Annotated in this window: 27 protein-coding genes and 1 tRNA gene; 13 read left to right on the top strand and 15 right to left on the bottom strand. The window is 61.6% G+C overall.

Translation table 11 applies throughout. The features are described from left to right. Positions 1–14: 14 nt before the first annotated feature. The 3 genes from cobT to K9B32_RS26730 all read right to left on the bottom strand — a co-directional run bounded on the left by cobT (position 15) and on the right by K9B32_RS26730 (position 3848). A complete protein-coding gene (cobT, locus tag K9B32_RS26740) occupies positions 15–1916 on the bottom strand; it encodes a cobaltochelatase subunit CobT (RefSeq protein WP_224568006.1) in 1902 nt (633 codons plus the stop codon). A 12-nt stretch (positions 1917–1928) separates the two neighbouring features. Continuing rightward, a complete protein-coding gene (gene cobS, locus K9B32_RS26735) occupies positions 1929–2921 on the bottom strand; it encodes a cobaltochelatase subunit CobS (protein WP_007789452.1) in 993 nt (330 codons plus the stop codon). Between the two features lie 315 nt (positions 2922–3236). Beyond that, positions 3237–3848: a J domain-containing protein gene (locus K9B32_RS26730; protein ID WP_224568004.1), complete on the bottom strand. Its 612-nt coding sequence runs from the start codon at positions 3846–3848 to the stop codon at positions 3237–3239. Positions 3849–3948: 100 nt separating this feature from the next. On the opposite strand from K9B32_RS26730, the gene K9B32_RS26725 reads away from it, so the two are divergent. After that, entirely contained in the window at positions 3949–4230 is a 282-nt protein-coding gene (locus K9B32_RS26725; protein ID WP_037081939.1) for a BolA family protein, read from the top strand. Between the two features lie 56 nt (positions 4231–4286). Here the strand turns inward: K9B32_RS26725 and K9B32_RS26720 are convergent, their stop codons facing one another. The 4 genes from K9B32_RS26720 to K9B32_RS26705 are packed head-to-tail and all read right to left on the bottom strand — an operon-like array spanning position 4287 to position 7842. Beyond that, on the bottom strand, positions 4287–4766 hold the full coding sequence (locus K9B32_RS26720; protein ID WP_224568001.1) for a DUF2938 domain-containing protein: 480 nt from the start codon (positions 4764–4766) through the stop codon (positions 4287–4289). A 51-nt stretch (positions 4767–4817) separates the two neighbouring features. Further along, positions 4818–6128, bottom strand: a complete 1311-nt coding sequence (locus K9B32_RS26715; protein WP_224567999.1) for an HlyC/CorC family transporter — start codon at positions 6126–6128, stop codon at positions 4818–4820. Continuing rightward, the gene (aroB, locus tag K9B32_RS26710) at positions 6125–7255 is read right to left on the bottom strand and encodes a 3-dehydroquinate synthase (protein ID WP_224567997.1); all 1131 of its coding nucleotides are present in this window, start codon (positions 7253–7255) and stop codon (positions 6125–6127) included. The genes K9B32_RS26715 and aroB overlap by 4 nt, the downstream gene beginning before the upstream one ends. Continuing rightward, positions 7255–7842 carry a shikimate kinase gene (locus K9B32_RS26705; RefSeq protein ID WP_224567995.1) on the bottom strand — a complete coding sequence of 196 codons (588 nt, stop codon included), beginning with the start codon at positions 7840–7842 and terminating at the stop codon, positions 7255–7257. Before K9B32_RS26705 ends, aroB begins: the two co-directional genes overlap by 1 nt. 146 nt (positions 7843–7988) lie before the next feature. On the opposite strand from K9B32_RS26705, the gene K9B32_RS26700 reads away from it, so the two are divergent. The 5 genes from K9B32_RS26700 to K9B32_RS26680 all read left to right on the top strand — a co-directional run bounded on the left by K9B32_RS26700 (position 7989) and on the right by K9B32_RS26680 (position 11783). Then, the gene (locus K9B32_RS26700; RefSeq protein ID WP_007789465.1) at positions 7989–8165 is read left to right on the top strand and encodes a hypothetical protein; all 177 of its coding nucleotides are present in this window, start codon (positions 7989–7991) and stop codon (positions 8163–8165) included. A 4-nt stretch (positions 8166–8169) separates the two neighbouring features. Further along, on the top strand, positions 8170–9123 hold the full coding sequence (gene xerD, locus K9B32_RS26695) for a site-specific tyrosine recombinase XerD (protein ID WP_224567993.1): 954 nt from the start codon (positions 8170–8172) through the stop codon (positions 9121–9123). A gap of 63 nt (positions 9124–9186) precedes the next feature. Continuing rightward, positions 9187–10140, top strand: a complete 954-nt coding sequence (locus tag K9B32_RS26690) for an acetyl-CoA carboxylase carboxyltransferase subunit alpha (protein ID WP_224567991.1) — start codon at positions 9187–9189, stop codon at positions 10138–10140. A gap of 190 nt (positions 10141–10330) precedes the next feature. Then, a complete protein-coding gene (locus K9B32_RS26685) occupies positions 10331–11554 on the top strand; it encodes a murein L,D-transpeptidase family protein (RefSeq protein WP_224567989.1) in 1224 nt (407 codons plus the stop codon). 4 nt (positions 11555–11558) lie between these two features. Continuing rightward, a complete protein-coding gene (locus K9B32_RS26680) occupies positions 11559–11783 on the top strand; it encodes a sulfurtransferase TusA family protein (protein ID WP_132594373.1) in 225 nt (74 codons plus the stop codon). 6 nt (positions 11784–11789) lie between these two features. Here the strand turns inward: K9B32_RS26680 and K9B32_RS26675 are convergent, their stop codons facing one another. Together K9B32_RS26675 and K9B32_RS26670 are read right to left on the bottom strand one after the other, a co-directional pair. Next, on the bottom strand, positions 11790–12953 hold the full coding sequence (locus K9B32_RS26675) for a CobW family GTP-binding protein (RefSeq protein ID WP_224567987.1): 1164 nt from the start codon (positions 12951–12953) through the stop codon (positions 11790–11792). Between the two features lie 12 nt (positions 12954–12965). Next, positions 12966–14093: a D-alanyl-D-alanine carboxypeptidase family protein gene (locus K9B32_RS26670; RefSeq protein WP_224567985.1), complete on the bottom strand. Its 1128-nt coding sequence runs from the start codon at positions 14091–14093 to the stop codon at positions 12966–12968. 160 nt (positions 14094–14253) lie between these two features. Between K9B32_RS26670 and K9B32_RS26665 the strand changes: the two genes are divergently transcribed. The 3 genes from K9B32_RS26665 to K9B32_RS26655 all read left to right on the top strand — a co-directional run bounded on the left by K9B32_RS26665 (position 14254) and on the right by K9B32_RS26655 (position 16253). Then, entirely contained in the window at positions 14254–15417 is a 1164-nt protein-coding gene (locus tag K9B32_RS26665) for a M20 aminoacylase family protein (RefSeq protein ID WP_224567982.1), read from the top strand. Positions 15418–15489: 72 nt separating this feature from the next. Beyond that, a tRNA-Arg gene (locus tag K9B32_RS26660) sits at positions 15490–15566 on the top strand. 342 nt (positions 15567–15908) lie between these two features. After that, positions 15909–16253, top strand: coding sequence for a hypothetical protein (locus tag K9B32_RS26655; protein ID WP_224567980.1), 345 nt, complete (start codon positions 15909–15911; stop codon positions 16251–16253). A gap of 51 nt (positions 16254–16304) precedes the next feature. On the opposite strand, the gene K9B32_RS26650 is transcribed toward K9B32_RS26655, so the two are convergent. From K9B32_RS26650 to K9B32_RS26635, 4 genes are read right to left on the bottom strand one after another with little or no spacing between them, the layout of a single operon-like run. Continuing rightward, positions 16305–17102: a 3-methyl-2-oxobutanoate hydroxymethyltransferase gene (locus K9B32_RS26650; protein WP_224567978.1), complete on the bottom strand. Its 798-nt coding sequence runs from the start codon at positions 17100–17102 to the stop codon at positions 16305–16307. A gap of 29 nt (positions 17103–17131) precedes the next feature. Next, positions 17132–18358: an NAD(P)/FAD-dependent oxidoreductase gene (locus tag K9B32_RS26645; protein ID WP_224567952.1), complete on the bottom strand. Its 1227-nt coding sequence runs from the start codon at positions 18356–18358 to the stop codon at positions 17132–17134. A 10-nt stretch (positions 18359–18368) separates the two neighbouring features. Then, positions 18369–18683 carry a MocE family 2Fe-2S type ferredoxin gene (locus tag K9B32_RS26640; protein WP_007789486.1) on the bottom strand — a complete coding sequence of 105 codons (315 nt, stop codon included), beginning with the start codon at positions 18681–18683 and terminating at the stop codon, positions 18369–18371. Positions 18684–18717: 34 nt separating this feature from the next. Beyond that, entirely contained in the window at positions 18718–19806 is a 1089-nt protein-coding gene (locus K9B32_RS26635; RefSeq protein ID WP_224567951.1) for a fatty acid desaturase family protein, read from the bottom strand. A gap of 144 nt (positions 19807–19950) precedes the next feature. Here K9B32_RS26635 and K9B32_RS26630 point away from each other — a divergent pair, with 144 nt between their 5' ends. Both K9B32_RS26630 and K9B32_RS26625 read left to right on the top strand, forming a co-directional pair. Continuing rightward, on the top strand, positions 19951–20982 hold the full coding sequence (locus K9B32_RS26630) for a LacI family DNA-binding transcriptional regulator (protein ID WP_224568062.1): 1032 nt from the start codon (positions 19951–19953) through the stop codon (positions 20980–20982). 107 nt (positions 20983–21089) lie between these two features. Further along, positions 21090–22760, top strand: a complete 1671-nt coding sequence (locus K9B32_RS26625; RefSeq protein WP_224567950.1) for a phosphoethanolamine transferase — start codon at positions 21090–21092, stop codon at positions 22758–22760. 3 nt (positions 22761–22763) lie between these two features. On the opposite strand, the gene K9B32_RS26620 is transcribed toward K9B32_RS26625, so the two are convergent. Continuing rightward, a complete protein-coding gene (locus K9B32_RS26620) occupies positions 22764–23408 on the bottom strand; it encodes a ThuA domain-containing protein (RefSeq protein WP_224567949.1) in 645 nt (214 codons plus the stop codon). A 185-nt stretch (positions 23409–23593) separates the two neighbouring features. Here K9B32_RS26620 and K9B32_RS26615 point away from each other — a divergent pair, with 185 nt between their 5' ends. After that, entirely contained in the window at positions 23594–23740 is a 147-nt protein-coding gene (locus K9B32_RS26615) for a hypothetical protein (protein ID WP_224567948.1), read from the top strand. 4 nt (positions 23741–23744) lie between these two features. Here K9B32_RS26615 and K9B32_RS26610 read toward each other — a convergent pair whose 3' ends face one another. Continuing rightward, the gene (locus tag K9B32_RS26610) at positions 23745–24014 is read right to left on the bottom strand and encodes a BON domain-containing protein (RefSeq protein ID WP_224567947.1); all 270 of its coding nucleotides are present in this window, start codon (positions 24012–24014) and stop codon (positions 23745–23747) included. Between the two features lie 188 nt (positions 24015–24202). Between K9B32_RS26610 and dxr the strand changes: the two genes are divergently transcribed. Then, positions 24203–25396, top strand: a complete 1194-nt coding sequence (gene dxr / locus K9B32_RS26605; protein WP_224567945.1) for a 1-deoxy-D-xylulose-5-phosphate reductoisomerase — start codon at positions 24203–24205, stop codon at positions 25394–25396. Positions 25397–25512: the final 116 nt, after the last annotated feature.

Genomic DNA, 25512 nt, shown 5'->3' with positions numbered 1-25512 from the left:
GCGTCCTTTCGCGGTTAGCTGGCGCGACGGAGGCGACCGCCCCGCGGCTGGACGGACTTGTCTTCGAAGAGCGACGCAAGCTGTTCCGTCATGGCGCCGGCCAGCTCGTCCGCATCGACGATCGTCACGGCGCGCCTGTAATAGCGCGTCACGTCGTGGCCGATGCCGATCGCCAGAAGCTCGACCGGCGAACGCGTCTCGATCCGATCGATGACGGCGCGCAGATGGCGCTCCAGGTAGTTGCCCGGATTGACCGACAGCGTCGAATCGTCGACCGGCGCACCGTCGGAGATCATCATCAGGATGCGACGCTGCTCGCGACGGGCGAGCAGGCGATTGTGCGCCCAGATCAGCGCCTCGCCGTCGATGTTCTCCTTGAGCAGGCCCTCGCGCATCATCAGGCCGAGATTGGCGCGCGCCCGGCGCCAGGGAGCATCGGCGGACTTGTAGATGATGTGGCGCAGATCGTTGAGGCGACCCGGCGTCTGCGGCTTGCCGCTACCGAGCCACTTCTCGCGCGCCTGTCCACCCTTCCAGGCCTTTGTGGTGAAGCCCAGGATCTCGACCTTGACGCCGCAACGCTCCAGCGTGCGCGCCAGGATATCGGCGCAGGTGGCTGCGACCGTGATCGGGCGGCCGCGCATCGAGCCCGAGTTGTCGATTAGAAGCGTCACGACGGTGTCGCGGAACTGCGTGTCTCGCTCCATCTTGAAGGATAGCGCCTGCATCGGATCAATGATCATGCGCGTCAGACGCGCCGGGTCGAGATAGCCTTCCTCGAGATCGAAATCCCAGGAGCGGTTCTGCTGCGCCATCAGCCGGCGCTGCAGCCGGTTCGCGAGACGGCCGACCGCGCCCTGCAGGTGTGCCAGCTGCTTGTCGAGGAAGGCGCGCAGACGTTCCAACTCGGCGGCGTCGCAGAGCTCTTCGGCGGTGATCGTCTCGTCGAATTCCTCGGTGAAGACGTGGTAGTCGACCTTCTCGTTGAAGTCGTCGAAGGGAGTGTTCGGACGGCGGGTTTCGCCCGGCGTCTCTGAATCTTCCTCGCCTTCCTCCTGCATGTCGTCGTCGGAGATTTCGGCGCCTTCGGTCTCGCCGTCCTCCATTTGCTCGTCGGCGACTTCGCTGTCCTCTACCGGCGCGGCGTCGGAACCGGCGTCGTCATCGACTTCGTCCTGATCCTGCTCGTCGCCGTTCGGCTGGTCTTCCTGATCAGATTCATCATCGGATTCAGGATCGCTGTCGTCGTCGCCATACTCTTCCGCCATCTCCATGGCCGAGAGCATGTGGCGGATCACCTTGGAAAAGGCCTGCTGGTCGCTGATGACACCGGGAAGGTTGTCGAGGTCGGATCCGGCCTTCTCCTCGATGAAGGAGCGCCAGAGATCGAGCACCTTGCCCGCCGATGCCGGCGGCGTCTCGCCGGTCAGCTTCTCGCGCACCATCATGGCGACGGCTTCGCCGATCGGCGCATCTTCCTGCCGCTCGATGCCGGAGAAATTCGCCTTGGCGTATTTCTCCTCGGTCATCGATCGGAGGTTTGCAGCAACGCCTTCCATGCGCAGCGCACCGATCGATTCCACGCGCGCTTGCTCGACGGCGTCGAAGATCGCCCGCGCGTCGGAGCCTTGCGGCGCCATCGTCGCGTGTACCTTGTCGTCGTGGCACGCAAGCCTCAACGCCATCGAGTCGCCAAGCCCGCGCGTTACCGCCAGCTCATGCATCGTCGGACGCTTGGAAAGCTCCGGCAGACGAATCCGCTCGGCAGTCATTCCAGGACGTTCGTTGGCGAAGGTCACCTCAACGTCGCCGTCGCCGGCAATCGCGCGAACGCTGCCTGATATCGCCCGGCGCAACGGCTCGACGTCGACTGGCGAACCCGGTTTTGCTTTCGAATTGTCACCGCGAGCTGCCATGATCGGTCGGCCTCAGGCCTCCAGAACGATGTTGGCGGCGCTTTCCTTCAGCTCGACGCCGAAAGCGCGCTGATAATGCTCGGCCACCAGCGGGCGCTCCAACTCGTCGCACTTGTTGAGGAAGGTAACGCGGAAGGCGAAGGCGAGGTCGCCGAAGATCTCGGCGTTCTCGGCCCAGGTGATCACGGTGCGGGGGCTCATGACGGTCGACAAGTCGCCGTTCATGAAGGAGGCGCGGGTCAGATCGGCAACGCGGACCATCTTGGACACGGTATCGCGCCCATTCTTGTCCTTGCCGAAGCTCTTCACCTTGGAAGCGACGATGTTCACTTCATGGTCGTGCGGCAGGTAGTTCAGTGTCGTCACGATCGACCAGCGGTCCATCTGCGCCTGGTTGATCTGCTGCGTGCCGTGATAGAGGCCAGTGGTGTCACCGAGGCCGATCGTGTTTGCCGTGGCAAACAGCCGGAAGGCCGGGTGCGGACGGATGACGCGGCTCTGGTCGAGCAGCGTCAGGCGGCCGGACGATTCCAGCACGCGCTGGATGACGAACATCACGTCGGGGCGGCCGGCGTCGTACTCATCGAAGACGAGCGCGACGTTGTGCTGGTAGGCCCAGGGCAGAATGCCGTCCTTGAACTCCGTGACCTGCAAACCGTCCTTCAGAACGATCGCGTCCTTACCGACGAGGTCGATACGGCTGACATGGCTGTCGAGATTGATACGCACGCACGGCCAGTTGAGGCGGGCTGCGACCTGCTCGATATGCGAGGACTTGCCCGTGCCGTGGTAGCCGGAGATCATCACGCGCCGGTTATGGGCGAAGCCAGCAAGAATGGCGAGCGTCGTCTCGCGGTCGAAGAGATAGTCGGGGTCGAAATCCGGAACATAGGCGCTGCCCTGGCTGTAGGCCGGAACGCGAATGTCGGAATCAATGCCAAAGACCTCCCTGACCGAAACGGTGGTGTCCGGAATCTCCGAAATATCAAGGTCAATCTTGCTCATCATGTCTCCAAGGCGGGTGACCGACACCCGACCATACTGTCTCAGCCCATATCGCTACCATGACGCCGCAGATCAGGTCCGCGCCCGCTCATGTCGGAACGTCGGCGATGCTTCTCCGGGACTGAAACGAAACCTCGGGGGCGACAAAATCCATCGCTTGCGAGCATTCTTGAACAAAGTCCCGGACAAGAAACGCCGCGCCCGGAAGTGGCCGAGGCGCCTGTGGGACAAACGCAGAAAGTTATGCCGCGGTTGCCTGCGGCCTCAGCCGATTTGGGACCATACCTGATTGAAGACCAAGAGCAAGGACGGGAACTAACAAAAACCGTTCTGCTTCAATAATTGATAGGCCTGGATGACGGCGCGGAACCGCTCTTCCGAACCGCGGTCGCCACCGTTGGCGTCGGGATGGTGCTTCTTGACCAGTTCCTTGTAGCGGCTCTTGATCTCCGAGGAGGTCGCGCTAGCATCGAGACCCATCGTGTCGAAAGCCTTGGCTTCCAGGCTTTTCAGCTTGCGCTGTTCGGGAAAGCGGGGACCGCTGCCCTTGGTGCCGTTGACGAAGCCGAAGGGATCTCGCACGCGATATGAACCCGACCGCAGATCGGACTGCAGCGGGCTGTTCTTGGCGGCCTTGTTCACGCCAACCGTCCAGGTCGGGCGATGTCCGGTAATCGCTTCCTTCTGGTAGCGCGCAATCTCGCCGTCGGAGAGGCCTGAGAAGTAGTTGTACCCCTTGTTGTATTCCTTCACGTGCTCGAAGCAGAAGAGAAAGAACTGCCCCTCGGCATTGCGTCCGACGGGAGCGCGATGCACGCCTTTCTTGTCGCAGCCATCCCACTGACAGGCGGGGGGAGCCTGTTCGGTTTCCTGCTCGCGTTTGCGGCGGGTGCGGATGCGGTCGAAATATTTGGAATCGAGTCTCATGGCGGCACTAATTATGGGCCCGTAGCGAGGCCACAACAAGAATTGACAAACCGGAATGTTGCTGGCTTGGTGGGAACCTTTTTCGCAAAGCAACGAGACCATGACCCTGCAGACCCGCATCGAAGAAAAGCTGACAGCCGCGTTCGCGCCCGAGCGCCTCAGCGTCATCAATGAAAGCCATCTTCATGCGGGCCATCAGCCTGACATAACGGGGACAGGCGAGACCCATATGCGGGTGCGCATCGTATCCGCCAAATTTGCCGGCATGCCACGGCTGGCGCGGCACCGTGCGATCACGGAGCTTTTGAAACCAGAACTGGATGCGGGACTGCATGCGCTTGCCGTGGAACCCGCAGCGCCCGGCGAACCGGTGCGCTGGTAGGCGGCTGTCCCTATCCAGGAAGCGCACTGCTCCTTCGGAAGAGCGCCGGACAATAGTCAGCGGATAAGAAGTGCCGTGCCATAGAGCCCGAGCGCGAAAAAGGTATGGGCGACGAGATTGAGGACGCGCACCTTGTTCGGATTGGGCGTCTTTGAGGCGGCGACGCCGAGCCCCATGCCCGGCTGCATCAGAAACCAGCCGGCGCCGACGGTGACGATGGCGAAGATCCAGGCCGGCAGGAAGGTCGGTGTGTCGAGCCAGGCGGAGCCGGCGAGCAGCACGAGCAGCAGTCCGTAGATGATGCCGACGGCGTAATGGCCGATCCAGCCGAGCGCCTGCTCGTGGCGATAGGGTTCGGCAGCATTGATGTCATCGTGGAAGACGCGCCCCTTGGCGACTTCCTTGAACCAGCGACCGGCCGGCGCCCAGTTCGGCAGGCCGCCGCCGGTTATCGCGCCGTAAATCACCGTCCAGATGTCCATGAGCGCGGTCGCGCCGATACCGACAATCACAGAACGCCAGACAATATCGAGCATAGGAAATCCCACTAAGAAATGCCGCCGGCGCCCGGCCGGATCGGCGGAAGGTCAGGCCGGGCCAGCCTCGTTTTCCTCCGCCGGCCGGATGCGAAGCTTCGTGATGCGGTTCTTCTCACGCTTCATAACGATGAAGCGCTTTTCGTGGAAAGTGAAGGCCTGACGCTCTTCCGGGATCGTCATCGACTCGTGAATGACAAGGCCGGCGATCGTCGTCGCCTCCTCGTCCGGCAGATGCCAGTCGAGAGCGCGATTGAGATCGCGGATCGGGACGTTACCATCGACCACGATCGAACCGTCCGCCTCCTGGCGCACGCCCTGGATGTCGATGTCGTGCTCGTCGGCAATATCGCCGACGATTTCCTCGAGGATGTCCTCCAGCGTCACAATGCCCTGCACCTCGCCGTATTCGTCGACGACCACGGCAAAGTGCTGCTTGCGGCGCAAGAAGGCGTTGAGCTGGGCTTCGAGACTGGTGCTGTCAGGTACGAACCACGGCTTCTGGGCGATCTTGACGATATCGAGATGTTCCGGCTCGGCATCGCGCTCGGCGAGCGCCCGCAGCAGGTCCTTGGAGTGCACCACGCCGATGATGTTGTCCGTCGAGCCGCGCCAGAGCGGCATGCGGGTAAAGGGGCTTTCGAGGATCGTCCGCACGACCACCTCAGGCGGATCGTCCGCATTGATCGCCCGCATCGCCATACGGTGGACCATGATATCGGAGAGCTCGAGCTCGCCGAGATCGAGGACGCCGCCCAGCCGATCACGGTCTGCCTTGACGAATGATCCCTCGCGATGCAGCAGATCGACGGCGCCGCGCAGCTCCTCGTGGGCGGAGAGCATCGAGGTCTCCCGCGAGAGGTTGATACCGAAGAGCGAGAGAAGCCGGCGCACGATCGCATTGACAAAGGAGGACAGCGGGCCGACGACCGCGACGAACAGCTTGACCGTATAGGCGACATTGAGCGCAAATCGATCCGGCGTCGAAATCGCCCAGCTTTTCGGCAGCACTTCGGCGAAGATGACCAGGATGACGGTCATTGCGAGAGTGGCAAGCGCCACGCCGGAGTTGCCGAAGAGGCCGAGAAAAAGGCTGGTCGCCAGCGACGAAGACAGGATGTTAGCTAGATTGTTGCCGATGAGCAGCGCACCGATCAGCCGGTCGCGACGTTCGATGAGCTGGCGCACCAGCCCCGCGCGCTCCTCGCCATTGGCTTCAAGCGTGTGGATGCGGCTGCGGGAGACAGCCGTCAGCGCCGTCTCGGAGCCGGAGAAGAACGCGGACATGAGCACGAGGGCCACGATGGAGACAATTTCCGGCCAGTATGCGGAAAGAAATGCCAACGTGCCGTCGAGGGTCATTGCGGGTGTTTCTCCTTGAGGAAGCTCAGCACTTCCGAGGCGGGAACATCATTGGCGATAAAGGACTGTCCGATGCCGCGGGTGAGAATGAAGGTCAACTTGCCACCCTTCACCTTCTTGTCCTGGGCGATCGCGTCCATCAGCACTTCGGCAGGTGGCAGCGTGCCAGGAATTTCGGCCATGCGCGTCGGCAGACCGACGGCCTTCAGGTGGCTTTCGACGCGGCGGGCGTCATCAGGGCTTGCAAGGTTCATGCGCGCCGAGAACTCGTGCGCCAGTACCATACCGATCGAAACGCCTTCGCCGTGGACGAGACGCGCGCTGTCATAGGCGGTTGCCGCCTCCAGCGCATGGCCGAAGGTGTGACCGAGATTGAGGAGCGCACGTTGCCCGGTCTCGCGCTCGTCGGCAACGACGACGTCGGACTTTGCCTGGCAGCTCGTAGCGATCGCCTCGATGCGGGCCGCCCCGCCGGCAAAGACCGCCTGCCAGTTGGCTTCCAGCCAGGCGAAGAAATCCGGCTTGTCGATCAGGCCGTACTTCGCGACCTCGGCGTAGCCCGCACGAAACTCACGCGCGCTCAGCGAATTCAGCACGTCAGTGTCGGCGAGCACGAGGTCAGGCTGGTGGAAGACGCCGATGAGATTCTTGCCGCGGCGGCTGTTGATGCCCGTCTTGCCGCCAACGGAGGAATCGACCTGCGACAGCAGCGAGGTCGGCACCTGCACGAAACGCACACCGCGGCGCACGATGCCGGCGGCAAAGCCGGAGAGATCACCAATGACCCCGCCGCCGAGCGCGATGACATAATCGTTGCGCTCGATCCGCGCTTCGAGGACCTTGTCGCATACGGTCATCAGGTGCTCGAAGCTCTTGGTCTTCTCGCCCGCCGGCAGCACGAGGGTCGCTGAGGCGATGCCTGCCGCCTCGAGGCTTTGGACGAGCGCGTCAAGATAAAGCGGCGCCACATGCGCGTCGGTGATGACAGCCGCCTTGCGGCCTTTCAGGCGTGCAGCGATCTCGGCGCCGGCGCGCGCGATCAGGCCCGGCCCGATTAGGATATCGTAGGCGCGCTCGCCGAGCGGCACGTGAACCTTGCGTTCGGAGGTGGAGGCAATCGCATTCATCAGGCTGCACTTTCGGTTCGGGAGTCGATAACGGCTTTCAGAACCTCCTCCGCCATCAGTTCCTTGCGTACGTCGCGCGACAGGACGGTGAGGTCGGCGAGTTCGTAGATCGGATAACGCGCGTTCATCAGGTTTTCGAGGGTCTGCTTGGGGTTCTCGGTTTTGAGCAACGGCCGCGTATCGCGCTTGCTGACGCGCTCCCAGAGAACGTCGAGGTCCGCCTTCAGCCAGATGGAGACGCCGCCCTTCTTGATATGCTTGCGCGTCCGGTCGTTGATGAATGCGCCGCCGCCGGTGGAAACCACGCGCGGACCGTTCTTCAAAAGGCGCTTCATGACCCGGCTTTCAAGCGCACGAAACTCTTCCTCGCCGTAAGCGGCGAACAGCTCGCTTATGGACATGCGAGAGACTTTCTCGATCTCGGCGTCGCTATCGACGAAAGGGATGCCGAGCTGATGTGCGACGATCCGGCCAACGGAGGATTTGCCTGCGCCCATCAATCCGACCAGGATCAGATTGCGAGAACCGAGCGCAGCACGAGCCCTGTCTTTCAAGCTTTCGGCAACGGTCAGAACTGGGTCGCTCATTGGTCCATTCACACTTTGTTTGCGAACGGTATCGACAAATGCAGGTGTAGCGTCAAGTCGCGGGCAAGGGAAACGTGGTTCAAATGCATCTTCTTGCACTTGCAAACATGCTTCTTCATAAAGAAGTAGAGCCATGGAGTTGTTGAATGCCGAGTTTGTTCCGTTTTCTCGCCATATTGGCGATCATCGCCGGTGCGATATACGGAACGATGTGGGCACTGGTTGCTTTCGTCGAGCCGCAGGAGCGCGACGTGACGATCCGCATTCCGTCCGAGCGGATCAACCCTCCGTCGACCGGCGCCATCAACCCGTCCAAGAAGTGAGCCGATGAAGGATCTCGGCTGGGTTCACGTCGAAGCCTTTCTGGAAATGATGAGCGCGGAGCGGGGCGCGGCGGCAAACACGCTATCCTCCTACGAGCGCGACCTCGACGATCTGCACGGCTTCCTGAATAGCAAGGGAGTGCGCCTGATGGACGCGGCATCAGCGGATCTTTCGGCCTACCTGTCCTGGCTTGCCGCCCAAGGGTTCAAGCCTTCCTCGCAGGCACGGCGGCTGGCCGCGATGCGCCAGTTTTATAAATTCCTTTACGCCGAGGGCCTGCGCACCGACGATCCGACTGGCGTACTCGATGCGCCGAAGAAGGGCCGGCCACTGCCGAAGACGATGGGTGTCGACGAGGTGGGCCGACTGCTGGAGCAGGCGGAAACCGAAGCTCATGACCCTGCCCCCGGCCAGCTCCAGCGGCTTCGGATGCTGGCTCTTCTCGAACTCCTTTACGCGACGGGGATGCGCGTCAGCGAGCTTGTTTCGCTTCCCGCCCGCGTGCTCGATCAGGATGGGCGTTTCCTGATGATCCGCGGCAAGGGCAACAAGGAGCGGCTTGTACCGCTGTCGCAATCGGCGATCGCCGCGTTGAAGCTCTACGGCCGCATGCTCGCCACCGAGAACGCCGCCGCCAAGGTCCCGCAGGAAAGCCCGTGGCTGTTTCCGGCAGCCTCCAGGGAAGGCTACCTGCCACGTCAGGTTTTCGCGCGTGACCTGAAAAATCTTGCGATCAGGGCAGGTCTCACCCCATCTATGATCTCACCGCACGTTATGCGGCACGCATTTGCAAGCCATCTTCTCGCCAACGGCGCGGATCTTCGCGTCGTTCAGGAACTGCTCGGACACTCGGACATTTCTACCACGCAAATTTATACGCATGTGTTGGAGGAACGGCTTCAACAACTGGTCCAAACGCACCACCCCCTTGCCAAACAGGCTAAAAAGCAGGAATAGGACCGGCAACAAAGGGCGAGCTCATACTAAGCAGCCCCGGCAAAAGGAACGGAAACGCACCTCATGCACAACTATCTCGACTTCGAAAAGCCGATCTCCGACCTCGAAGGCAAGATCATCGAACTGAAGAAGCTCGCCACGGAAGACGAGAGCATCGACACGTCAGATGAAATCGGCAGGCTCGAAGTTCGCGTGCGCGAAGCGATGGTCGACATCTATTCGAAGCTCAATGCCTGGCAGAAGACGCAGGTTGCGCGCCATCCGCAGCGACCGCATTTCGTCGACTATGCCAAGACGCTGTTTCAAGAATTCACCCCCCTCGCCGGCGACCGCAAGTTCTCCGAAGACGCCGCGATCCAGGCGGGCCTCGCCCGCTTCCGCGGCCAGCCTGTCGCCGTGCTCGGCCAGGAAAAGGGCAGCGACACGAAGAGCCGCCTGAAACACAATTTCGGCAGCGCTCGTCCCGAAGGCTACCGAAAGGCGATCCGCATCCTGGAAATGGCTGACCGCTTCGGCCTCCCCGTTATCACCCTCGTCGATACGGCAGGCGCCTATCCGGGCGTCGGCGCCGAAGAGCGCGGTCAAGCCGAAGCCATCGCCCGCTCGACGGAAATGTGTCTTTCGGTGAAGGTGCCGATCGTCTCGGTCGTCATCGGCGAAGGTGGCTCGGGCGGCGCAATCGCGATCGCCACCGGCAACCGCGTCTACATGCTGGAGCATGCCATCTACAGCGTCATCTCGCCGGAAGGTGCCGCCTCGATCCTCTGGCGCGATTCCGCCCGCGCCAAGGAAGCGGCCACCAACATGAAGATCACGTCCGAGGACCTGAAGGCGCTCGGCATCATCGACGGCATCATCAGCGAGCCGCTCGGCGGTGCGCATCGCGATCCGGACAGCGTGATCGCGGCTACCGGCGATGTCATTGCCAATGCTCTCGGTGAACTTTCCAACCGCACCGGCGAGCAGCTTCGCAACGACCGCCGGCAGAAATTTCTCAATATGGGCCGCAATTTGTAGTGCACAAACGCGCGGCTGCGCTGTGAATGAGGCCAAACCTTGGCCACAATAATGTTATCAATAACGTTCCTACTTGCGGGGGACGCGAGCGCGCTTCATAGGCTGCTAAGAGTTTGTGAACCATAGTCAGCCTATGATTCGCTCCGCGCTCGTCGCGGCCGGGTTGCATACTGTTGATGGGCTATTTTGAATGCGCATTCGTCATTTTGCATATGTTTCCCTGATGGCGCTGGCCCTGGCCGGCTGCAACGATGCATTGGAAACCGCCCAGGTCGACCTCTCGAGGGTCAAGAACAAGGTCGAGCAACCGCTGCCGCCGCGTATCCTCTCCGAGATCTCCGCCAAGGGCATGCAGCGCAATTCGCCGATCATGATCCGCATCTTCAAGGAGGAAGGCGCGCTGGAGATCTGGAAGGCGAAGACCGACAATCGCTTCGACAAGATCGCCGACTACAAGATCTGCGCCTGGTCGGGCCGCCTCGGTCCGAAGGTGAAAGAGGGTGACCGGCAGGCGCCGGAAGGCTTCTATGACCTGACGCGCGCCAACCTCAATCCGAATTCGAAGTACTACCTCGCGATCAACACCGGCTTTCCGAACCGCTATGACGCCGTCAACGGCCGCAATGGCACCAATCTGATGATCCATGGCGCCTGCTCGTCGTCAGGCTGCTATTCGATGACCGACCAGCAGGTTCTGGAGATCTACGCCTTCGCCCGCGACGCCTTCGCCGGCGGCCAGTCGACAGTACAGCTTCAGGCCTTTCCCTTCCGCATGACCGCGGAGAACATGGTGCGGCATCGCCTGAACCCGAACATCGAGTTCTGGAACATGCTGAAGGTCGGCTACGACAACTTCGAGGTCACGAAGCGTCCTCCTGAAGTGAATGTCTGCGAGAAGAAGTATGTCTTCAACCAGCAGACAAGCGACAATGGCGCCTTCAATCCTGCCGGAGCGTGCCCGGCAATGTCGACGCCGCCAGCGCTGACCGCCGCCCTTGCCTCCTACGGCAAGACCTACGATGCCGACTACACCAAAGCCATGAAGAAGTATGACGGCATGGCCTGGTACGATCCGAGCGAGGCCGAACGCAAGGCCGTGGTTGCTAAGCTGCGGAAGGGTCGCGAGCTGGCCTACGCGCCGACCGGCACCTCGCTAGAAGCAGGCAAGATGGTCAAGGTCGCCGAGCTCGAAGAGATGATGGCGAGCAAGACCGCATCCACGGTCGCCGCCAATGCTGCACCCGGTGCCGCGCCGGCAACGCCCGAAGCAAAGGAAATCGCCGTCGCCGCTGCCGTTCCGGCCCAGGTTCCGGTCCCCACGCCGAGCCCTCTGGCATTCGCGCCGGTGGAACAGCCGGAGCCAGTGGAGGTCGCCTCAAAGAAGCCGTTCTGGAAGTTCTGGGGCAAGGATTGATGGCGTGAGCGCCATTCTCTACGACCTGCGCGGGCTGAAATGCCCGCTTCCGGTGCTGAAGACGCGCCGCAAGATGTCCTCCCTGCAGAAGGGTGCACTGATCCGCGTCGAAACGACCGATCCGCTCGCCGGAATAGACATCCCTCATTTCTGCAGCGAAGACGGCCACGAGCTCATCGAGACCGAAAAGACCGAGGCCGGCCACCGCTTCCTCATCCGCAAGGGCTAGAGCCTTTCAGAACCGCATGCCCGGCACGGCAAGCGGATTGTCGTTCAGCGCCGTCCGATCCGGCGTATCGATGCGCGGCTTGCCGAGGAACGCGTCGAACAGATCCTTAACGAAAGCTTCCGGCAAATCCTTGGTGATCAGGACCATGCGCGTGCGGCGGTCCTTAGGGTCCGGCCAGGCCGGCAGGCGCGACGGCGGATGGAAGATGCTCTGCACACCGTGAAGCACCAGCGGGCGATCCGGACGGTCTGATACCGCGACGATCGCCTTCATCCGCAGTAGTTTTTCGCCGTGCGCCGACCGCAGGAGGTCGATGAACATATCAAGCGCCATCGGGTCGATCGGCTTGTCCTCGACGATCGAGAAGGAACGGATCGAGGCATCGTGACGGTTCACATCATGGGGGTCCTGATGATCGTGTCCGTGATGATGGTGATGATGATGTCCGTCAGCGCCATGGTGATGGTGTTCATGGTGGTGGCGCGCGTCATGCGCATCCTCGTCCCGCAGCCAGCGGCCAACGTCGGCGATCTTGCTTGCCGGATCGTAGAGGCCGTTGACGAGGACACCCACCTGCCCTGCTTCGTCGTTGTCGGCATCCATCAGCGCCGCACGCGGATTGAGCGCATCAAGACGCGCCTCCAGCGCCCGCAACGCCTCCGGCGACGCCATCGTCCGCTTGGAGAGAATCAGCCGATCAGCGACCGCGACCTGCTTCACCGCCTCCTCGTGATTGTCGAGGGTTTGCGCACCGTTGACCCCGTCGACTACGGTCACAATGCCGTCGAGATCAAAATTGGTGGCGATGATGGGGTTGCCCATGATCGCCTGCATGACGGGCGCGGGGTCGGCAAGACCCGTCGTCTCGATCACAACGCGCTTCACCGGCTTGACGCGGCCGGTCTGCACCGCGTCCATGAGGTTTGCCAACGTATCGACCAGCTCGCCGCGCACCGTGCAGCACAGGCAGCCATCCGACAGCTCGATGATCGCGTCGCCAGAGCTTTCCACCAGCAGATGGTCGATGCCGACATCACCGAACTCGTTGATGATCACGGCGGCATCCTTCATCGCCGGATCCTTGAGGATACGGTTCAGCAGCGTCGATTTGCCGGCGCCAAGAAAGCCGGTCAGGATGGTAACCGGGATCCGATCGGAAGCAGCGCTCATCGCAAGTGGACCTTAGAAGGAGGTGGCCGGACGCGGCAGCGGCACCGGGACGTTGGCGACAGTTCCCGCGGTCTCCGCAGTCGCCAGCTTGTCCGGCTGCGGCTCGTTCTGGCCCGGAATCAGTCCCGCGAAGACGAAGTTCGGCTCGTGGTCCATTTCCTGGATATAGGGCGACTGGACCTTCATCCGGCCGACCTCGTCGCGCGTTTCGCTGCGGACCTTGGCACCCTTGGCGCTGCAGATATCGGCGGAAATGTCGGTGACCTGATCCTGGCCCGGCCCATAAGGTCGCAGCGAGGCGAGCGTGTCGGGAGCGGAAAACTGCGAGGTGAAGCCCTTCTGCAGCAGGTCGGCGGACGCATCCGCACGGGCCGCAAGGCTGTCGGTGCCGAGGACGACGGAGATCAGGGTGCGGCCGTTGCGGGTCGCCGAGGCGATCTGGTTGAAGCCCGAGGCGCAGATGAAGCCAGTCTTCATGCCGTCGGCGCCTGCGAAACGGCCGATCAGGGCGTTGATGCTCGGCACATTCTTGGTGCCCGTCGTGATACCCTCGAGCGAGAAATATCCGGCATATTGCGGGAACTCGCGGCGCAGCGCGACGGAAAGAACCGCAAGATCGCGCGCCGTCGTGTACTGGCCCTTGCCGGGCAGGCCGTTCGGATTGACGAAGTGCGAGTCCGTCATGCCAAGCTTCGCTGCCCCGGCATTCATCTTCAAGACGAAGGCTTCCTGCGTACCACCGACGGCCTCTGCAACAGCAACGGCGATGTCATTCGCCGACTTGACCATCAGGATCTTCAGCGCGCTGTCGAGCGTCAGCTTCTGTCCCGGCTTGAAATACATCTTTGCCGGCGGCTGGGCGGCCGCCCGCTTGCTCATGACAATGGGGGTATCGAGACTGATCTGACCGGCGCGAACCGCATCGAACACCGTATAGACCGTCATCAGCTTGGTCAGCGAGGCCGGATACCATTTACGGAACGCCTCGTCGTGCTCCAGCACGCGGCCGCTCTGGACATCGACTAGAATATGCGGGTTCGCATAGGCTTGGGCGGAGGCCGAAAGAGCGATAGCGGCTGCGGAAGCTGCAATTGAGAGCGGCCGCAAGGCGGCAAGCAAACGATTCTGGCGCGTCGACACGGTTCGTCCTTAAAGATGTCCGGAGGTCTCGAAAGTTTCCCCTATTTAACGTATATGGCCATGACATGGCAAAGGGCCTTGATTAAGTTATTTCCGCGGCATCGTGTCCCCCCCGCGACCCGACCCGTCCCCGTTTCGATTTCACGACAGGAAAGCTGACATGCCGATTTTGAACAGAGCCGCCGAACTTCAGGACGAGGTGACAGAGTGGCGCCGGCATATCCATGCGCGTCCCGAACTTCTCTTCGCGGTCGAGAACACCGCCGCCTTCGTGGCCGAGAAGCTCAAGGAATTCGGCGCCGATGAGATCGTCACCGGCATCGGCAGAACGGGCGTCGTCGGCCTGATCAAGGGCAAGGGCGAAGGCGCTCGCACCATCGGCCTGCGCGCCGACATGGACGCCCTGCCGCTCACCGAAATCAGCGGCAAGCCCTGGGCTTCGACGACCCCCGGCAAGATGCACGCCTGCGGCCATGACGGCCACACGGCCATGCTGCTTGGCGCGGCGAAGTATCTGGCCGAGACCCGCAACTTCAACGGCAATATCGCGGTCATCTTCCAGCCGGCCGAAGAGGGCGGCGGCGGCGGCAATCTGATGGTCAAGGACGGCATGATGGAGCGCTTCGCCATCGAAGAGGTCTACGGCATGCACAACTTGCCGGGTCTGCCGGTCGGCCACTTCGCCATCCGCAGCGGCGCGATCATGGCCGCCACCGACGAATTCACCATTACCGTCAAGGGCCGCGGCGGCCATGCGGCACAGCCGCACCGCACGATTGACCCGATCGCCATCGGCGCGCAGATCGTCAGCAACCTGCAGATAATCGCCTCCCGCAGCGTCGACCCGTTGCGCTCGGTGGTCGTCTCGGTCACCAAGTTCAACGCCGGCTTCGCTCACAACGTCATCCCGAACGACGCGACGATCGCCGGTACGGTGCGCACGCTCGACGAGGAAGTACGCGACCTTGCCGAAACCCGATTGAAGCAGATCGTCAACGGCCTCGTTGCCGCCCACGGCGCCGAAGTCGATATCAATTTCAACCGCAACTACCCCGTCACCTACAATCACGCGACGGAAACCGGCCACGCCATCCGCATCGCCGGCGAGATTGCTGGCGCGGGCAACGTGAATGCCGAGATTGACCCGATGATGGGCGGCGAGGATTTCTCCTACATGCTGAACGCCCGCCCCGGCGCGTTCATCTTCATCGGCAACGGCGATACGGCGGGTCTGCACAACGCCGCCTACGATTTCAACGACGAAACCATCGCCCACGGCATTTCCTACTGGGTGCGGCTCGCCGAACAGCGCCTCGGCGCCTGAATTCCGACTTTACCAACATATGCAAAAGAGCTTGGCTTCCGGCCAAGCCTTTTGTATGCATGACGCTCAAGTGGTCCCGTAGCTCAGCAGGATAGAGCATCAGATTCCTAATCTGAGGGTCACGCGTTCGAATCGCGTCGGGATCACCACTGTTTTCAAAGACTTAATTGGCATTACACCTCCCTGTCAGAGGGCAGAGGAAGCAGAATGTAATGATCGTGCAATGAGAAGTTCAGTTTTCCAAGCCCGATGGCTCTATACACAAGGGAAGCTTGCTTCGTTCAATGAGCTGCTCCTGACTGCAACTTGCCGTTCTCTTTCGCAGTCGAATCACCTCTCCTCCGCTGAGGGGCTTCCGTAAATGGAGATCAAAGACCTTGTTGGGCTGGAGAAACCAGCGACGCTCTCCATGGAATGTCCGTTCATCGGACGTTAAGCATGAGCATGCAATTCGTGCGATCGGCGGGGGGGTTAACCTCGACGGAGGCACTATGAAGAAACTGGTCTTGTCCGTGGTCACCGCAGCGATAGCGGCCGGTAGCGTCCTTGCCGTGGCCGAAACAGCTGCGGCTCAAGAACGGCGTCAACCATATTACGACAGTCCGCCGCCCCCACGCAGACATCACCACCATGACAATGGTGCGGCGATTGCAGGCGGCTTGGCTGCCGGCGTGATCGGCGGCCTCATCGGTGGCGCGATCGTCAACAACAACAGCGGGCCCCGCTACATCGATCCTCCGCCACCTCCGCCGCCACGCTGCTGGTTTGAGGACCGCGACGTTCGTAACGCCTATGACGGCGGCTGGCACACGGAAAGCGTTCGTGTCTGCAGCTAGTCGCTCGGGCGGCGAGCAAGGCCGGGAATTATTCCCGGCCCACGCAGCCACCTAAAGCCTTGTCAGAAACGTCTCCAGCTCCTCGGCGTCAACAGGCACGCGATGACGCTCCTCCGGATAGGCACCGCTGGCGATGTCGGCGGCGTATTCGCGGAATGCCGCGATCCGTTCGGCCTGGATCCGATCATATTCGGCCGCAAGGTTGCGGTAGACCTTGGCATGGCGCGGATAATGCCCGCGGTTGAGGCCGAGCACATCCTCGGAGAAGAGATATTGCGCATCGCATCCGCTGCCGGCGCCCATTGAGATCATGAGCATGGAGGTTCGTTGCGAGATCGCCGCGGCCACTTCGGCCGCCACGACCTCGATCTCAGCGCTGAAGGCGCCGGCGGCCTCCAGATCCTTGACCTGCTTGTAGACGAGAGCCGCCGTTTCGGCCGTCTTGCCGACCGCGCGAAAGCCTCCGGTCCAGGTGGAGTGCGAGGGAATGAGCCCCGTGTGTCCACAGACCGGAATATGCTCGTCGCGCAGCCGCCTGATCGTCTGCAGGCTTGCGGCGCAGTAGATGGCATCAGCGGAAGCTGCCCGCATTTTCACGGCGGAGCGCAGGATCTCATCCGTGGTGGCGCCGCTTTGACCATACTCTCCGCCGGGGATGGCGAAGCGCCCGGGGGCGGCATCGCGAAATCGCGGATCGAAGAGGAGTTCGGGCGGAACGGAAATCAGATCGATGCCGGCAGCCTCGGCCGCTTCGGCCTCCTCGAGCGATACGACGCGCAGCATGCTGAGCTGCCGCTTGCCCTTCATCGCCAGGAGGTCATGCACAGTCGGACGCACTTGTTTGCCCATTGCTAATACCTTGAGAATGGGGTCGCCAGTCAGGCGGCCAGGAGGGATTTCAGTTTGACGCTGCTTGCGACCAGTGCCGCCGGATCCGGATGCGCACGCGCCGCGATCAGCATCTCGGCAAGCCGGATATCGCGGGCGACCGCGTTGCCGCGACCGATGCCGCTCGCGGCAAGCAGCCGGCCGACCCGGTCGAGATGGAACAGAATGAAGGCGCCATCGCCGAGGTCGCGGCGCAAATGCTGGACGGCACCCTCCGCCAAACCGGCGATCTGCAGCGTTACGTCATATTGGTCGGACCAGAACCAGGGCACGGCCGAAACGGCTTCGCCAAGCCCCATCATGTTGGCGGCGGCCAAGCCCCCCTGCTCCTGGGCGTTCCGCCAGGATTCGAGCCTTACACGCCTGCCGCCATAGATCGCCAGCGGGAAGGAGCAGCAGTCGCCGGCCGCATAGACGTCGGGCGCCGAGGTGCGAAGGAATTCGTCGACGGCGATGCCGTTGTCGATCTGGAGGCCGGCGCGAGCGGCGAGCTCCGTATTGGGAGTGGCGCCAATTCCGACGAGCACGAGATTTGCCTCGACGATATCGCCGTCGGCCAGTTGAATGGTGGCTCTCTCGTCGTCTTCCGTGATCGCCGTGATTGCCACGCCGCAGCGGATGTCGACGCCCTCGAGCGAATGCCGTTCGCAGATCACCCCTGCGACCTCCTCCGGCACACCGCGCTTCAACACGCGTTCCAGGCCCTCGAGAACCGTCACGTCAGTTCCAAGTGCACGTGCCGTCGCGGCAAGTTCCAAGCCGACAAAGCCGCCACCAATGATCACGATATGCTTTCCAGGCACCATCGCCTTGCGAAGTGCGACCGCGTCGGCATGGGTGCGCAGCAGACGGATATGCTTGCTATCCTCGGCAATCCCAGGAAATGCACGCGCACGGGCGCCGGTCGCGAACAAAAGCTTGTCATAGGCAATGGTACGGCCATCGGAAAGCGCAACGGCCTTTGCATCGGGATCAACGTCCTGAACCGTCACGCCCGTCAGCAGGCTGATCCCGACTGCGGCATATTTCTCAGGCTCGGCGATGAATTTCGGTTCCACAGCCCCTTCCTCGGTCGCCTTCGAAAGCGGCGGCCGCTCGTAGGGCGCGAGCGGCTCGCTTCCAATCAGCGTGATCTCGCCATCAAACCCTTTTTCGCGCAGGGCAAACGCCGTGCGTGCGCCGCATTCCCCTGCCCCGATGATCACGAAATGGGTCATGGCAGGCTCCTCAGATCGAAATGAAGACGGCGCCGTCTTCGACCTTCACGGGATAGGTGCTGAGATTGACGCAGACCGGCGCACCCTTGGCCTGCCCCGTCTTATAGTTGAAACGGCCATTGTGCTTGGGACATTCGATGATCTCGTCCATGACCAGGCCGTCGGCGAGATGGACGTGCTCGTGTGTGCAGAGCCCGTCGGTCGCGAAAAACTCGTCGTCAGGGCTGCGATAGACGGCAAACGTCCTGCCTTGATGGTCGAACCGCATGACATCTTCCTCGTCGATGTCCTCGACAGCACAGACCTCGATCCAATTTCCGCTCATCTTGTCCTCCCAGAACTTCGTGTTTTGTGCTGCGCTATTGGGCGGCCGGCGCAAGCTCGGCGTGGAATTCCTCGCGATAGGGCCGCGCTGTCGCCGGCAGCTCGCGCCTCAGGAAGTAGTCCTCATTGCGCAGCTGCCGTAGGAACGCCGGGATCATCTCGCGATAGCCGGACCACATCGACGGGTTTGCCGCCGGCAGATCGTGCTTGATCATTGCGTGCAGGCGCGGCAGCGCGTGATAGGGCACCATCGGAAACATGTGATGCTCGACGTGGTAGTTCATGTTCCAGTAGATGAAGCGGCTGACCGGGTTCATGTGGACCGTGCGGCTATTCAGGCGATGGTCGATGACATTGTCGGCGAGGCCGCCGTGCTGCAGCAGGCCGGTCAGCACATGATGCCATGCGCCATAGAGCCGGGGCAGACCAATCAGCACCAGCGGCAGGATAGACCCCATCGCAATCGCGGTGGCGATCGCGACGACATAGATGGCAAGCCAGATACGGGCGATGAAGATGGCGCGCGGCTGCTCCATCTCGGGGATGAAGGTCTTCTCTTCGGCGCTAATGACGCCCAAGGCATTGCGCAGCATGTCCACCATCGCATGCCAGACATCGAGCACGCCGAAGAAGTTCACGATCAGCCGCAGCAGATCCGGCGGGCGCATCACGGCAATCTCAGGATCGCGGCCGACGATCACCGTGTCGGTATGATGGCGCGTATGGCTCCAGCGCCAGGTAACGGGGTTGCGCATGATCATGAAGCAGGCGATCTGGTAGACGGCGTCGTTCATCCAGCGCGTCTTGAAGGCCGTTCCATGGCCGCATTCGTGCCAGCGGCTGTCGGATGCCGAACCGTAAAGCACCCCATATGCAAGGAAGAAGGGGACACAGAGCCACGAACCCCAGAAGTGGACCCCGAGCCCGGCAAAAACGATCATCGCGCCCAGCCAGATGATCGTGTCGCGGACAGCAGGCGCGTCGGAGCGCTGCATCAGCGCCTTCATCTCCTTGCGCGGAACCTCGGTGTGATACCAATGCGCAGCCGCCAGCCCCATCTCGACGGCCGTCCGGCCGCTTTCGCCGAGCAGGCTGTAGTCTCGCTTCTTCGTCTGATCCGCCATTGCAACCTCCCGCATGCCATCCCTCCCGGCCTCTCCAACAGAGATTAGGTTGACTTTCGTCATGCGACAATGCAGCCTTGATGTATTCTATCAAAACACATCATTGCGACGGACATCACGATGATGGATTCTTGCAAAGGCCAAATGGTGAAGCGACCAACGATACAAGATCTGGCGGATGCGTCCGGCGTCAGCGTCGCGACGGTCGATCGTGTGCTGAACGGTCGTCATCGCGTTCGCGAGGAGACGGCCCGGCGTGTCTATAACGCGGCCGCCTCGATCGGCTACCACGCCGTCGGTCTGCTCAGGCAGCGCGTATTCCAGGATCTCCCGCATCACCGGCTGGGCTTCCTTTTGCAGCGTCCAACGCAGTCGTTCTATCAAACGCTCGCCCGCGAAATCGAGCAGGCGGCCAACGCCAACACATCGTCACGCATCACCGCGCAGATCGAATATGCGACGGCGTCCACACCTGCCGCGATCATCGAAAAGCTCAAGCTTCTTGCCAGCCGCAATCAGGCGATTGCATTGGTCGGTCCGGACTATCCGGCCGTCACCGCCGAGGTCGAAGATCTGAAAGCCAAAGGTATCGCTTCCTTTTCCATTCTGTCTGATCTCGCCAGTGGCATCCGCCAGGGTTATGTCGGGTTGAACAATCGAAAGGTCGGCCGCACGGCCGCCTGGATGATCACAAAGGCCGCCAAGAGACCTGGCAAGGTCGCCTGCTTCGTCGGCAGCCATCGCTATCACGGACATGAGCTGCGCGAGATCGGCTTCCGCTCATACTTTCGCGAGAATGCGCCTGATTTCGAGGTCCTTGAGACACTGATCAACCTCGAAACCCCGGAGATAACGCACGAGGCCACCGTCAATCTCCTCAAGGAGCATCCGGATCTGGTCGGATTCTACGTCTGCGGCGGCGGCATGGAGGGTGCAATCTCCGCCGTCCGTGAAGAAGGCCTTGCCGGCAAGCTTGTCGTGGTCGTCAACGAACTGACACCGGACTCGCGCGCGGCACTCGCCGACGATGTGGTGACCATGGCGATCGCAACCCCCGTCAAAAGCCTCTGCAACGAGCTGATTACACTGATGACCTCTTCCCTTGGGTCGGAGAGCGATGCGGTTCCCGGGCAGTCGTTCCTGCCTTTCGATATCTACACTTCAGAGAACATCTAGCCGCTCGGCAGGGCATTCCATACCAACGAGCGGCGTCGGTCAGCAGCAAGTGCATTCAGGTGTGTGTCAGTTTCATGACGCAGTAAGCCGCTGCTGCGGTGGACTGAATGGTCGCCCGTGCGAACAAACAGGCACCGAGGGCCGCCCTCTTGACACAACCGTCGACTTATCGGCCAAGAATCGGCAGCATTTCGCTGTCCGCCATCACCGGGCTTTATCTCGTCCTGTTTACGAACCGGACGTTCTGGGGCAAGGTCCACGCCTATCTCGCCACGACACCGACAGCGGTCGCCGCACTTTACATTGCGATATCGGTTCTGTTCGTGGCCATCGTCACGGCTTTCTCGGCAAAATATGTCATCAAACCGGTTCTGATTTTCCTGGTACTTGCGGCGGCACTGGCAGCGTGGTTCACCGACACCTTCGGCGTGATCGTCGACAGCGACATGATCCGAAATGCGATGGAAACGACGCCTGCCGAGGCCAATCACCTGATTACGCCCGGCTTTCTCCTGCATGTCGTATTGTTCGCCATCGTCCCGATCACGCTGATCCTTTGGGTCAAGGTGGTTCACCGCCCCGTGCTGCAGAAGCTCTTGTGGAACAGCGTGACGATCGTCGGCTGCCTGTTGGTATTCGGCGCCGTCGCGGGCGTCTACGCCAAGGAGTATACCACAGCGATCCGCCAGCACCGCGACATCGTGAAGAGCCTGAACCCCGTCACCCCGATCGTCAGCGCCACACGATATTTCATGCAGGCCGGCAAAGAGGCCAGGCTCGTCGTCAAGCCGCTCGGCACCGACGCCAGGGTCGTCCCTGTCGTGGACGTGCACAAACCACGGGTGACGATTATCGTTGCCGGCGAGACGGCGCGGGCGATGAACTTTTCGCTCGGCGGCTATCACCGCGACACCAACCCCGAGCTTCGGAAGCAGGGCGTCATCTATTTCCCGCAAACGACGAGCTGCGGCACGGCGACGGCAACGTCGATACCCTGCATGTTCTCGCAGTTCACGCGCGCAAGCTTCACCCATAGCAAAGGCATCGAGAACGAAGGCTTGATGGATGTTCTTGCCCACGCAGGCATCGACGCGACCTGGTTCGACAACAACACCGGCAGCAAGGGCGCCGCAGCGCGCATCAATTATGTCGACCTCGCAAAATCGACGGATCCGAGGTTCTGCAGGGACGGCGAATGTCAGGATGGCATTTTTCTGGACAAACTGGACGCATGGCTGAACGGCGTGACCAGGGATAGCGTGCTTGTGCTGCATCAGATCGGCAGCCACGGGCCGGCCTACTATCTGCGCTATCCTAAGGAATTCCGGAGGTTTACGCCTGAGTGCGAGACGGCGGAGCTCGCGAACTGCAAAGACGACATGATCGTCAATGCCTATGACAACTCCATCCTCTACACCGACCATTTCCTTTCGACCGTCATCGACAGGCTCAAGGCCCGGAGCGACAAGATCGCCAGCGGTTTGATCTACATGTCGGATCACGGTGAGTCGCTGGGTGAAAGAGGCCTCTACCTTCACGGCACACCCTATATCCTCGCCCCGGAGGAGCAGACTCACGTTCCGTTCCTCGTTTGGCTCGACCCGGATTTCACCGCGTCGATGGCGCTCGACAAGGCATGTCTTGCCCAGTCGACGGCACAGCCGACATCCCATGACAACCTGTTCCACAGCGTGCTCGGGATGATGAATGTCTCGACACGAGCCTACAACGCGAAGCTGGACGTCTTTGCCGGCTGCAGGACAGGCCGGACCTCCTAGCGGCTAAGAGCGCGCCGCCCACGAAAGGCCGCGACGAAGAATGAGGCGCATGTAGGGATGATCGAACTCGCTCGCTACATGGCCAAGTGCCGAGTAGAACACGCGTCCCGAGCCGAACTGGCGCTTGAAGGCAACAGGCATTGTGACATTCCGCGCGACCGCATCATACTCTCCTGAAAAGCTCGTCGTCGCCAGAATCTCGACCGACGGATCGTAGTGAAGATAATACTGCTCGGACCGATAGTCGAAATCGGGAATCCCCTCCATCACAGGGTCGTGCTGGCGCGTAATGTTGACGCGAAAATCGATGATGTTGCCGGGATGGGCGACCCAGGTCACCCCCGAGACATAACGGAACGGCGCGCTCTCTTTGAACGAGGTCGCAAGTGCGCCGTGATGTCCACCCAGCCCGAGACCGCCACGCACCGCTTCCACCAAGCCATCAGCATGTGCTTTTTCGATCTTCTCGCCGGTAATGACGGGCACAAGCAGATCGGCCTTCGCGATCGCGGCTGAGCCGAATATGCTAAGGTCGCCGGTCACCTCGACGGCAAAGCCATCCTCCCGCAACAGCTCCCCGACGCGGTGCGCGCACGCTTCAGGTTGGTGACCGCTCCAACCGCCCCAGACGATGATCGCTTTGCGCATACTAACCTCCCTTGCCAAAAGCATCGGCCGAGGAGTTCACACAGACGGCCGACTTTTTCCTTACGACAGGACGGCCGGTAGAAGCCAGCGCAAGCCTTTGCCGATCACATTTTCTGACCGTAATCCGAAGCGGGAACTTTCCGACCTAAACGGCGTTGGGGGGGATAAAGAGAGGAGTGCTCGCCATGCGCCTGAAACTGACGTTGCTTGCATTCGCATATCTCATCGTCAGCGGCCTGTTGCTCGCGACCGCCTATAAATCGACGGGGCCGATCACGACGCCCAAGACGGACAGGGTCGCGGTTTTCGAGATGGAACGCTTCGCGGGCTGACATCTCACTGCGCCATCTTGATTTCATTGCGTACCGGTGTCGTCCCGGCGATTGCCTGTGCGACAGCAGTCGCGCGCTCAATCTCCGGGGCTGTGGCAACGATGCCCGTCAGCACCACGGCATGATCGTCCAGAGTCACCTTCACATCCGCGGCATCAATCCCACCGGCTACAGCCAGGGCATTCGCCACGGCCTCCTCGAGCGCTGCGTCCTTATCCGCCCCCGCCTCCGGTTCGTAGGGTTCGCCAAAGAACGTCGGTTGCTTGAAAACCATTCTTCCTTCCTCCTGTCTCGATAGTTCCAAAACGCGGCAACTGGCAGTTGGTTTCGCCCGAACCACCCAACAGATGAACGCCGCTGACATTGAGACGACTGCGTGATTTCTGCTGCGCCGCACACTTGCCGCTTATTTCAATCCCCTGTACAGCCAGAGCCAATGCAAGTGTTTTGGCGAAATCACCGATGATGGCAGGCGGAAGCGCGCCCAGGCGCCTCAGTATTTTTGGCTCAACCGGCTCGATCGGACAAAATACGCTCGACGTCGTCGAGCAATTAGGCGGACGGGACTGCTATGAGATCTCTGTCGTAACCGGCAACGAGAACGTCCAGCTTCTGGCGCAGCAGGCCAAGTCCGCGGGTGCCAAGCTTGCGGTCACGGCCAGCGACGGCAAGTATCACTCGCTGAAGGAAGAATTGTCCGGCAGCGGCATTGCCGTGGCCGCCGGCATATCCGGCCTTGCGGAAGCCGCAGACCTCGATACGGATTGGGTCATGGCCGCCATCGTCGGCACCGCGGGACTGGCGCCGACGCTTGCCGCCGCCCGCAAGGGCGCCACGATCGCGCTTGCCAACAAGGAATGTCTGGTGTCGGCTGGCGACCTCTTTGTCGATGCCGTGGCAAAGGGCGGCGGACGGCTGATCCCTGTCGACAGCGAACACAGCGCGATCTTTCAATCTCTTGACGAAGACCAGCGGCACGCTGTCGAACGGATCATCCTGACAGCTTCGGGTGGGCCCTTCCGCACCTGGTCACGCGCCGACATGGCGAACGTGACCGCAGCGACGGCGCGAGCACACCCCAACTGGTCGATGGGGCTGAAGATCTCGGTCGGAAGTGCCTCGATGTTCAACAAGGCGCTGGAGATGATCGAGGCAAAGCATCTCTTCGGCGTTCATCCGCACCAGATCGAAGTGATCGTACACCCGCAATCGATCATTCACTCCATGGTTGGCTACACGGATGGATCGATCATCGCCCAGCTCGGCAGCCCCGACATGCGGACGGCGATCGGCTACGCCCTCGACTACCCGCGCCGACCGACATTGAACGTCGAGCGGCTGGATTTCGCCAAGCTCTCCCGCCTCGACTTCGAGGCGCCGGATGAAGAGCGCTTCCCGGCGCTGAGGCTGGCGCGTACGGCGCTGGAACGTGGCGGCCTACAGGGCGCCATCATGAACGCGGCGGAGGAAGTTGCGTTTCACGCCTTCGTCGAGGAGCGGATCGGCTTCCTGGCCATGGCCGACATTGCCGAAGCGGTCATGGATAAGATGATCGCAACTGGCGAGGCGAAGACGATGGACGACGTCTTTGCCGCCGATGCGGAGGCCCGCAGGCTTGCCGCGGAACTGGTAACCCTCAACGAAAAGGCCGCCTGACGGCGGCCTTACTTTCCCGGATAATCCTTCAGGCCACGTGCCGCGCCAGGGCGCAGCGCGACCAGAGCGAATGCAGGGCATCGACGAGATGTTCGATGTCGGCGTCGCTGTGCAGC

It is taken from the genome of Rhizobium sp. 3T7, from assembly GCF_020166565.1.
GTDB lineage: Bacteria > Pseudomonadota > Alphaproteobacteria > Rhizobiales > Rhizobiaceae > Rhizobium.
Note: the sequence above shows the minus strand (reverse complement) of the source record. Positions and strands in the feature narration are given on the sequence as shown.